This is a genomic window from Oleiphilus sp. HI0079 (genome assembly GCF_001635105.1).
Window position 1 is genome coordinate 1 of sequence record NZ_LWFT01000002.1, and the last position, 9641, is coordinate 9641.

At 48.3% G+C, this 9641-nt stretch carries 11 protein-coding genes; 6 read left to right on the forward strand and 5 right to left on the reverse strand.

Annotation, left to right across the window (positions count from 1 at the left end):
• Nucleotides 1-2: 2 nt before the first annotated feature.
• Nucleotides 3-626 carry an RluA family pseudouridine synthase gene (locus tag A3750_RS00140; RefSeq protein ID WP_231871648.1) on the reverse strand — a complete coding sequence of 208 codons (624 nt, stop codon included), beginning with the start codon at nt 624-626 and terminating at the stop codon, nt 3-5.
• Nucleotides 627-698: 72 nt separating this feature from the next.
• Between A3750_RS00140 and cysZ the strand changes: the two genes are divergently transcribed.
• Nucleotides 699-1454 carry a sulfate transporter CysZ gene (gene cysZ / locus A3750_RS00145; protein ID WP_068458737.1) on the forward strand — a complete coding sequence of 252 codons (756 nt, stop codon included), beginning with the start codon at nt 699-701 and terminating at the stop codon, nt 1452-1454.
• Here the strand turns inward: cysZ and phoR are convergent.
• The 4 genes from phoR to A3750_RS00165 all read right to left on the reverse strand — a co-directional run bounded on the left by phoR (nt 1429) and on the right by A3750_RS00165 (nt 5060).
• Entirely contained in the window at nt 1429-2748 is a 1320-nt protein-coding gene (gene phoR, locus A3750_RS00150) for a phosphate regulon sensor histidine kinase PhoR (RefSeq protein WP_068458736.1), read from the reverse strand. The two genes, cysZ and phoR, sit on opposite strands and share 26 nt — an antisense overlap.
• A 51-nt stretch (nt 2749-2799) precedes the next feature.
• Nucleotides 2800-3495, reverse strand: a complete 696-nt coding sequence (gene phoB / locus A3750_RS00155) for a phosphate regulon transcriptional regulator PhoB (RefSeq protein WP_068458735.1) — start codon at nt 3493-3495, stop codon at nt 2800-2802.
• A gap of 140 nt (nt 3496-3635) precedes the next feature.
• Complete coding sequence (gene ubiA / locus A3750_RS00160) at nt 3636-4478, reverse strand: 4-hydroxybenzoate octaprenyltransferase (protein ID WP_068458748.1); 843 nt, start codon at nt 4476-4478, stop codon at nt 3636-3638.
• Nucleotides 4479-4550: 72 nt separating this feature from the next.
• Entirely contained in the window at nt 4551-5060 is a 510-nt protein-coding gene (locus tag A3750_RS00165; protein ID WP_156492691.1) for a chorismate lyase, read from the reverse strand.
• A 206-nt stretch (nt 5061-5266) separates the two neighbouring features.
• Between A3750_RS00165 and A3750_RS00170 the strand changes: the two genes are divergently transcribed.
• The 5 genes from A3750_RS00170 to A3750_RS00190 all read left to right on the forward strand — a co-directional run.
• Nucleotides 5267-5431, forward strand: a complete 165-nt coding sequence (locus A3750_RS00170) for a rubredoxin (RefSeq protein ID WP_068458747.1) — start codon at nt 5267-5269, stop codon at nt 5429-5431.
• Nucleotides 5431-6576: an FAD-dependent oxidoreductase gene (locus A3750_RS00175; RefSeq protein WP_068458733.1), complete on the forward strand. Its 1146-nt coding sequence runs from the start codon at nt 5431-5433 to the stop codon at nt 6574-6576. The genes A3750_RS00170 and A3750_RS00175 overlap by 1 nt, the downstream gene beginning before the upstream one ends.
• A gap of 335 nt (nt 6577-6911) precedes the next feature.
• Complete coding sequence (locus A3750_RS00180) at nt 6912-7784, forward strand: acyl-CoA thioesterase II (protein WP_068458732.1); 873 nt, start codon at nt 6912-6914, stop codon at nt 7782-7784.
• A gap of 69 nt (nt 7785-7853) precedes the next feature.
• Nucleotides 7854-8120: a hypothetical protein gene (locus A3750_RS00185; RefSeq protein ID WP_068458731.1), complete on the forward strand. Its 267-nt coding sequence runs from the start codon at nt 7854-7856 to the stop codon at nt 8118-8120.
• Nucleotides 8121-8356: 236 nt separating this feature from the next.
• The coding region (locus tag A3750_RS00190) for a tRNA(Met) cytidine acetyltransferase TmcA domain-containing protein (protein WP_156498255.1) at nt 8357-9641 on the forward strand (1285 nt) is incomplete at its 3' end.

Sequence of the window (9641 nt, forward strand, 5' to 3'; positions counted from 1 at the left end):
CTTCAGAATGGTGCCTCGGGATCAAAAAAGAGCGATTCGCCGCTCTCAGGATGCATGAACCCAAGCTGCCAAGCATGCAGCATGAGCCGATCTGAAGCTGCAAGCACATCCCCTGCCGCATAGAGTCGATCACCAAGAATAGGATGCCCAAGCGATAGCATATGCACGCGGAGTTGGTGGGTTCGTCCTGTTACGGGCGTGAGCAAGACACGAGTATGGTCGCTCTCTCGGCTTAGCACTTTGTAATCGGTATGCGCCGGCTTGCCATCTTCACTAATCATTTGTTTGGGTCGATTTGGCCAGTCGGTCATTAAGGGTAAGCGCACCTGCCCTTCGTCAGCTTCAACGGTTCCATAAACAAGCGCAACATAGGCCTTTGAAACCTCACGATCATGGAACTGTCGACTTAATTCCCGATGACCATCCGCGCTCAGTGCCAACACCATAAGACCAGATGTTGCGCAATCTAGGCGATGTACGATCCGTGCCGTCGGGAAGGTTTGCTGAACGCGACGCACCACGCAATCTTGCTTGTCTTCTCCACGGCCTGGGACACTGAGCAAGCCAGACGGCTTATTCACCACGACCACCGCTTCATCCGCATACTGAATGTTGATATCGCTCAAGATTAGTCACCTAAGTCGTAAAGAAAGCGTTTATTATAGGCAGACGCTCAACGCTACACACGGATTTCATTTATGGTAAATACGTTTTTTACTGGCTCCAGCCATCTCATGGAAGGTCTCAAGCTCGCGCTCTCTCCAGGATTGCGCTGGTTTTTACTGGTTCCTCTTCTTGCCAATGTCGCCTTATTTATTTTGTTGTTCATGTGGGCGCAAGCATTGTATGCCGATGGCATGGCGTATCTGATGTCATGGATTCCTGAATGGCTCTCTTTTCTCGAATGGGCGTTCTGGCTAATCTATCTTATCGCGATGATTCTTCTGGTGTTTTACGCATTTGTTTCCAGCGCCAATTTAATCGGTGCTCCGTTCTATGGTTTTCTCGCAGAAGTTGTCGAGCAGAAACTCACCGGCAAAAAGAACGACTCCGCATTTACACTACCTGAAATACTCAAACTGATTCCAAGAACCGTTTTCCGCGAGCTGCGCAAACTCATGTACTATTTACCGCGCGTATTGGCGCTGTTTGTTCTCGGATTGATCCCTGGCGTGAATGCGATTGTAGCGATTGTGTGGATCGTTTTCTCAGGCTGGATGATGGCGATACAATATGTCGACTATCCTGCCGACAATAATGGCGTTTCATTTGATGACTTAAGGAAAATCTTGGGTCAGCACCGTGGCGCAGCGCTGGGCTTTGGCCTGTGCACTTTTGGGCTAACGCTGGTACCAATCATCAACCTGATTATTTTACCTGCGGCTGTCTGCGGCGGGGTCGTTTTTTGGGTGAAAAAAGAATCTACCGTTAGCGCTGTTGTTGCACAGAACTAGAGTGATCAATAATCCGTTGATTTGGGAAGTGGCAGGTAAATTCACTTCCCTGATTGAGCACACTGTTTACTTCAAGCGTTGCGCTATGGTTAATCAACACGTGCTTTACAATGGCCAATCCAAGGCCTGAGCCTCCAGTATTCTGGTTGCGGCTTGGGTCCGCCCTATAAAACCGCTCCGTAAGTCGCGGAATATGAACGGGGTCAAAACCGCAACCGGTGTCCTTGACCAACAAGTGGCAACCAGCGTGATCCTGCAGCCACTTTATCAAAACATCGCCACCCGCCGGGGTATATTTCACAGCGTTAAAGACAAGGTTAGAGACCGCTGAACGCAACTGACTCTCAATGCCCCACACAGTTGAGAGACTATCAAGCTCAATGCGAATGGAATGTTTACGATCACCACTGTAGAGCTCGGCATCTTTGCAGACACTCTGAATTAGCGCCGACATGTCTACTTCGCCTTCCATGTCCGAACCGTCTTTCGATTCGTATTTTTCAAGTAACATCAGGTCACTAATAATCGCTTCAAGACGTTGCGTCTGGCCCTCCATAGAGCGCAATGCTCGCTGCCAGCGACTAGGTGCATCTGGACTATCTAGCATGGTTTCGACGTAACCTCGTATAACGGTCAAAGGCGTGCGCATCTCATGCGAAACATTACTCACAAAATCTTTGCGCATTTGCTCGAGATGATGAAGCCGCGTGATGTCCTGAGCCAACATAAGGCGCTCATCTTCACCGAAAAGCGTAATATGTATTCTCAGTATCAGGTTTGGATCGGTTGGGGAGTTAATCTCTAGAGGGTCGTCGTACTGTTTCTGTTCAAAGTAGGCAATGAACTCGGGGTCTCGAAACAGGTTGGTAATAAGTTGCGCCTGATCTTTTTTTTCATCAAAACCAAATAGTCGCGTTGCCGCGTCATTCCACCAATCCAGCTGACCTATGGCATTGGTCATCACCACGCCATCTCTTAGTGCGTTAGCCGATGAGCGAACCCGATTAATCATTCGACTTAAACGATCTCTGGCTTTCAGGTTTTGCTGCTGGCTATGGTAGAGGCCTTCAAACAAATCGCCCCACAAGCCATAGCTCTCTGGAATCGTTTCGTCTTTATTCGGAGAATAGAGCCAAGTATGAAGGCGCAAAGCCTGACGGACAGTCCATACCGAGTATGCAATGAAGGACAGTAGCAGTACGAAGATCAGCTCATCAATGATTAAGCCGAACAACACTGCTGTTAGCAAAACCCAAATCATAAAACGCAGGTGCTCGGAAGCTCTTTTATGCATTGGGCTCCTATCCTCTAGAACCGTACCATCAGTTGGACTTATCTTAACGGATTAATGCGAGGTTTTGGTGGAAAATCGATATCCAGTGCCACGCACAGTTTGCACCAAGTAATCATGTGCTTCACCAAGCGCTTTTCTCAGCCGGCGAATATGCACATCTACCGTACGTTCCTCAACATAAACATTACCGCCCCAAACAAGGTCTAGCAACTGTGCACGGGTGTAAACGCGATCCTGGTGCGTCATAAAAAACTGCAGTAACTTGTATTCAGTTGGCCCTATTGCGAGTTCTGCATCGTTCGACGTAACTCGGTGACAAACGGGATCAAGCTCTAAACCGTCGATATTGATCGCTGACTCTACGCCTTGCGGCGTTGCGCGACGCAAAACAGCTTTCAACCGTGCAACAAGTTCTCGCGGCGAAAAAGGCTTGGTGATGTAATCATCAGCACCAACCTCTAGACCCTGCACTTTGTTATCTTCTTCGGTTTTTGCAGTGATCATGATAATCGGAATGTCTGCCGTGGATTCGTCCCGCTTTAGGCGACGAGCCAGTTCGATTCCGCTTGTTTCAGGAAGCATCCAATCAAGTAAAATCATGTCGGGCCGCTGATCCACAATGTAAGTGTACGCATCCCTCGCGTTGTCTGCTTCCAAACATTCGTAACCCGCCATTTCCAAAGCTACAGCGATCATTTCACGAATAGCGGATTCATCATCAACAATTAGAATCTTTTTGTCTGACATTACCTATTCCCACATCTTGGATTGGACTGGCTTGAGTCGCTGCTAATTAAAAACTAACGATTCTCATGCACTGAGTATGCGGTATTACATAAAAGGCATGTTACAAGTATATGACAGGAATGGAATTTAGATATCTACGATCACCGAACCGCGTAGTCCAGCACAATACCAATAAAAATTAACAAGCCAACCCAGTTGTTGTTGAGAAATGCCCTGAAACAATCCTCTTTGTAACGCAAGCGGATTAAATGCTGCTGGTAAACAAGGAGCACGGATGCGGCGACAACAGATAGAAAATAGAAACTGCCGAGACTGAGTTGGTCGCCGAGCAAACAAAGTGCAAGCACAAACAACACTTGCAACGCTGCAATAATCGCGCGATCAGCAGAGCCAAAAAGAATGGCGGTCGACTTCACGCCAATCTTAAGATCATCTTCTCTATCGATCATCGCGTAGATCGTGTCGTAGGCAACGGTCCAGAGAAGCGTTGCTGTAAAGAGAATCCATGCCAGAGCGGGTACCGACTCGGTTACCGCAGCAAAAGCCATCGGGATCGACCAAGCAAAGGCGGCACCAAGAAACACCTGCGGTAGGAACGTATGGCGCTTCATGAATGGATAAATACAAGCTAAAGCCAGTGCGCCAAACGACCAAAAGATGGCGAAGTTGTTCAGGCAGAGAACAAGTCCCAACGCGATACAGCAAAGAATGAGAAAAAAGCTCAGCGCCTCCTTCAAACTTAAGGCTCCGCGAGCAAGGGGACGCGCCTTTGTCCGTTCAACATGACCATCAATATTCCGGTCTGCAATATCGTTGATGACGCAACCGGCCGCGCGCATCACAACCGCACCCAGCACAAACACAATACAATGTTTTAAACTAGGCACTCCCTCGCTGGCAATCCAAAGTGCCCACATGGCAGGCCACAATACGAGAAACGTACCAATCGGCTTATCAAAACGGGCAAGGCGCAGAAACTCCATGGTTTTATGATCGATAAAACCAGACTCGGTAGCCCACTTGTTCAGCTTATGTTTCACTCTTACTATCATCTTCTAACGCGCACCAATAACGGCATTACAAAAATGCTCCACAACCAGTAAAGGCTTTTTATGCAGCCTAAAGACTGAGCGACGTGCAAACGAAGCACCGGAGCTGTCAATGTATCGGCTGATCTCCAATTGCTCACGCTTCATGGAACGCGAGGCAAACAAAAACGCACCGAGCGGTTTATTTCCCAAGGAACGAAGCTGTCGTTCTTCTCCACTGAGGGTAGATAAAGGGATAACACTTCGAGCCCTAACCCAGACCTCATCGTGACACACCAGCTCTACCTCCCGAATAAGAGCCTGACGACCAAGCGCCAGTTTAAGCACCTTACGCTCACTTAAAGAGGGACGCGTAATGCTCTGCTTCTTTACCCGAACATAAAAGTCGTCATTTGAAGCATGCTGCAACCGTTTGGTTAAGGATCCTCTATCCAATACCCACTTCTGCCACTGACGAGGCATAAATGAGGCTGGTACGCGCCGATAGGCATGCCAATTAGAATGCGGCTTGTGCAAAAACTCACCTTTCGTGCGATCAAAAATCAGGTCGTATGAGGCGTTGTAGCCTAGCCTAAGCAGCCACCCACGTTGGCGGATGAGTATAACGAAGGCCGCTTAAATAAACCAAGCGTATAATATTTCATTGAGCGAGATTCATTGATTCGTTACATTAGGCCGCCTGATAAATGGCGATCTGGTCAAACGAAAAACGAGAGGTAATTATGAAGAAGTGGCAATGCGTTGTCTGCGGTTTAATTTACGATGAAGCCGAGGGATGGCCAGACGACAATATTGAGCCAGGCACCAAGTGGGAAGATGTTCCAGATGACTGGGAATGCCCCGATTGCGGTGTTGGTAAAGAAGACTTCGAAATGGTTGAAATTTAATGGCTGATCCAATTGTCATAATCGGTTCAGGAATGGCCGGCTACGCGGTAGCCCGCGAATTTCGCAAGCTGAATAGCGAAGCACCGTTGTTAATGATCACAGCAGACGACGGCACTTCCTACTCCAAGCCGATGCTCTCAACCGGCTTTACGAAAGCCAAGTCGGCAAAAGAGCTGGAAATGGCAAGCGCCAGCGACATGTCAGAACAATTGAACATGTCTATGCGCACACACGCGATCGTTCAGGCTATCGACACCTCGGCAAAAACACTGTCAGTCGACGGCAGCAGCGTGAGCTATGACAAGTTGGTTCTCGCAACGGGCGCAGAGGTCAATGTACTCCCGTTTGTAGCGAACACAGCAGAGCGAGTTTGCTCTGTTAACGACATGGATGACTACCGTATCTTTCGGGAAAAATGTGCCGGAGTGAAACGCATCGCTATTATTGGGACCGGTTTAATCGGCTGCGAATACGCAAATGATCTCTTAAACGGAGACTACGACATCGATCTCATCGGTCCAAGCAGCGAAGTTCTAGACACGCTCCTACCGATAGAGGCGTCAAAATGCGTTACACGGGCATTGAGAGACGCCGGTGCGCACTTACATTTGAATCAAAATGTAGTCGCTATTGAGGAAACTGAATCGTCGGTGATTATCACGCTAGATAGTGGCGAAAAGATCGAGGCTGATTTGGCTGTCAGTGCCATTGGCCTGAAACCAAACACACGCCTTGCTCAGGAGGCTGGTCTTGAAACAAACAAAGGCATCGTTTGCGATCGAAGCCTTATGACATCAGCCAAAGATGTATTTACCATTGGCGATTGTGCAGAAGTCGACGGCCACGTACTGTTATATGTGCTTCCTTTAATGGCTGGAGCACGCGCGCTAGCGAAGACACTTAACGGCACTCCGACCAATCTAAGTTACGGCGTGATGCCCGTGATGGTGAAAACACCGGCCTGCCCTGTTGTGGTTCTTCCACCCTTGTCGAACGACGGTGAGTGGGAGTGTGAGTCAGATGGTTTCAGCTCCAAGTCGCTTTTCAAGAATGCGGATGGTGACTTACTAGGCTTTGCTTTAACAGGCGACGCAACCAAAGAAAAACAGGCCTTATCAAAGCTTGCACCCCCGATTCACGGCTAGCTTAAGGTTTCGTTAGCATCGTAAAAGTCCATTTTTTAATTAAAGTGGCTCTGACATAATTATGCGCGAACATCGGATCTCATAATTACCCATTCAGTCTTTATTACAATGAAAAGACTGTGCAGTCGTCAGGTCACTTTCATGCTCGTAGACACGAGACCTACAAAAACAAAAAAACCAGAGCAGGCAACGCATGATAGGGCAAGGCAAACGCACCAAGGCCCGCCACCCTATCTTTCCGAAGTCTTCTGGGAAATGTCTGCTCATGATGCGCTGAAAGTGAACTACCTCATCCATGAGCACCAATCAATCAAATCGTAAGGTATGCTTAAGTTATGACCACGGTACTTCAACAACTGGTAAATGTACTTGAACTAAAGGCGACTGGGGACAACCAGTTTGAAGGTTGCAGTGAAGACCTTGGCTTTCCAAATGTGTTCGGTGGACAAGTTTGCGGGCAAGCCATGATGGCTGCGTACAAAACGGTTGAAGAGCGCATTGCCCACTCCATGCATGGCTATTTTCTTCGTGCTGGCGATCCAAAGCGCCCTATCCAATACGAAGTACAAACGCTTCGAGATGGCGGAAGCTTTTCGGCTCGGCGCGTCATTGCGCGTCAACATGATAAGGAGATCTTCACTCTCAATGCGTCATTTCAAGCGCCTGAAACAGGGTTTGAACATCAGATTGATATGCCTGATGCCAAAGAGCCAGATGTGCTACTTTCAGAGCTAGAGATGCGTCGACGTTTTAAACACCAGATACCTGAAAAACTACGAGAGCAGTTTACGCGTGATCGGCCGATCGAGATCCGTCCTGTCAACCCAGTAAACTACTCAAAACCAGATATACGAGAGCCCTATAAGCAAAACTGGTTTCGGGCAGTAGGAGATCTTCCCGATGACCAGTATTTGCATCAATGCATTTTGACTTACGCATCAGACTTCGGGCTCTTAGGCACAAGTATGCTTCCTCATGGCGTGAGCTTTGCGCAAAAAGGCATGCAGGTTGCGAGCATTGATCATGCTCTATGGTTCCACCGTCCATTTCGCGTGGATGAATGGCTTTTGTACGACATGGATAGCCCAAGTGCATCGGCTGGTCGAGGTTTCAATCGAGGAAATATTTACAACCAAAAGGGCGAGTTAGTTGCATCCGTGTGTCAAGAAGCACTGATTCGACAGAAACCCGAAAAGTCAGCGCAATAAACTTGCGCTACGCTGTTTTCAAGGCGATTATAAAGATCATGAAGATTAGATGAACAAAGGAGTACGGCCATGAGTGGTGCTGAAGAAAGCCGCCAAGCTAAAGTGATTAGTGAAATGCGCGTTTTTATTCGCAAGGTGTTATCTGATCCAACCATAGCAACGAAGTGCATGGAAATTGCGCGTAAGCATAAAGATGATCCTGATGCGATGCGCGTTATCGCTGAGGAGATCAGCGCAAACACGATCGTTCGCATTCCAGAAGACCACAGCGATGCGGATAAAATCTTCTTAGATATCATCCACGAAGTTCTCGATGACGAGGCCGCGCTTTACTAACTCGCTGCAGCCTAAGCAAATAGCTCAGGCCTTACGAGTCGAAACCAAGCAGGTCGCCAACGAAAGGGTCGTAATCAACAACATTGCGGCCCTTTTTTGTTTGCTTTTCACAGTAGCTTCGTTTTCATTTGAAGCCCATGTTGCTTGCGATTGATGCGTCAGCGAGTACATTATTAAAATCAAGCCTGACCACTGCAAATTTTCCCTATTAGATCAACATTAGTCGATAGAGAGCCATGAACCTTCACGCACTTTTAGCGCAAGCACACACTGAAAATGTTCGAGTCGCGATTGCTTTAGAGGGGAATCCAGAATGGCTGCTTAGCGCTTATCGAACACTCCGCGCTCATCTGTCGGAACGACATCAGCACACGCTCACAGAAAAAGCCCTAGTGCTCAGTAACGATGAGCGCTTACTGTTTTCGGAAACGAACGATGCCCTGATACAACCACCTAAGTTTAAGACTTGCCTCGGAACAGAAACGTCGCTCTTGGTTTGGGACTTGCTTGCCGCTACCAATCCAGATGCGCTAGCGGCTTTAAGCGGCACGCTTGCCGGCGGTGGCGTACTGCTCTCTCTCGCCTCCCCCGATGCAATAATGCTTCCCTCCGCGAAACGTTGGTATCAAATATTCTGCGAGAGTCCAAACACACTTGTATTAAATGAAAAACGATTTACACAAGCCATTGAATCTTTGGTCAATGAGTTACCGCAGGAGCGGATTCAACAATCCCCTCCGCAATATGCTGAGAGCCAGTCGATACATCTCAACCCAGGCCAAATGAAATGCGTTGAACGAATTGAACATGCTGTCACTGGGCATCGCAATAGACCTGTCGTCATTCGCGCAGATCGAGGACGCGGAAAATCCACCGCGCTAGGCGTTGCCTCCGCAATGTTGATCAACCAGGACCGTACGCGGAATATCGTATTGGTCAGCGACCAACGCACATCCGTCGAAGTACTGCGAAAGCACTTCACACAACACCTACACAACCCAGATGATCACTCCAAGCTAAAGATCATGCCCAGTAATGCGGTGATCGATAGCAAACTTGAATGTGCGCTTGTCCTAATTGATGAAGCGGCCAGCATGCCTCTAACAGTGCTAGAAAGCATTATTAGACGCTATTCCCGAGTAGTACTGGCGAGCACACTCCATGGCTATGAGGGAAGCGGTCGCGGCTTTGACCTGAAACTCCATAAAATACTCGAGCGCTGCAAGCAGCAGCCTAAGTTCTTGACGCTGGAAGAGCCGATTCGCTGGGCGAGCAGCTGTGCTCTGGAAAAAACCATCAATGACGCCTTTATTCTTAATGCGCCATTTGACAAATTGGAGCCATCTAAGGCCGATGATACGCCAACGACAACCTGGTTTCGGCCAACGGATTTACATAACAAAGAACAAGAGATTCGCACAGTCTTCTCTCTGCTCGTTTTGGCACACTATCAAACGCGACCTTCAGATTTGGCACTATTACTCGATAGCCCTTCGCTACACATTGCTGTAATGCAAACAG

Excerpts from the sequence above, each read along its gene's own strand:
- phoB (WP_068458735.1), bottom strand. The coding sequence starts at position 3,495 with ATGTCAGACAAAAAGATTCTAATTGTTGATGATGAATCCGCTATTCGT.
- A3750_RS00185 (WP_068458731.1), top strand. The coding sequence starts at position 7,854 with ATGAGTGGTGCTGAAGAAAGCCGCCAAGCTAAAGTGATTAGTGAAATG.
- cysZ (WP_068458737.1), top strand. The coding sequence starts at position 699 with ATGGTAAATACGTTTTTTACTGGCTCCAGCCATCTCATGGAAGGTCTC.
- A3750_RS00170 (WP_068458747.1), top strand. The coding sequence starts at position 5,267 with ATGAAGAAGTGGCAATGCGTTGTCTGCGGTTTAATTTACGATGAAGCC.
- ubiA (WP_068458748.1), bottom strand. The coding sequence starts at position 4,478 with ATGGAGTTTCTGCGCCTTGCCCGTTTTGATAAGCCGATTGGTACGTTT.
- phoR (WP_068458736.1), bottom strand. The coding sequence starts at position 2,748 with ATGCATAAAAGAGCTTCCGAGCACCTGCGTTTTATGATTTGGGTTTTG.
- A3750_RS00180 (WP_068458732.1), top strand. The coding sequence starts at position 6,912 with ATGACCACGGTACTTCAACAACTGGTAAATGTACTTGAACTAAAGGCG.
- A3750_RS00175 (WP_068458733.1), top strand. The coding sequence starts at position 5,431 with ATGGCTGATCCAATTGTCATAATCGGTTCAGGAATGGCCGGCTACGCG.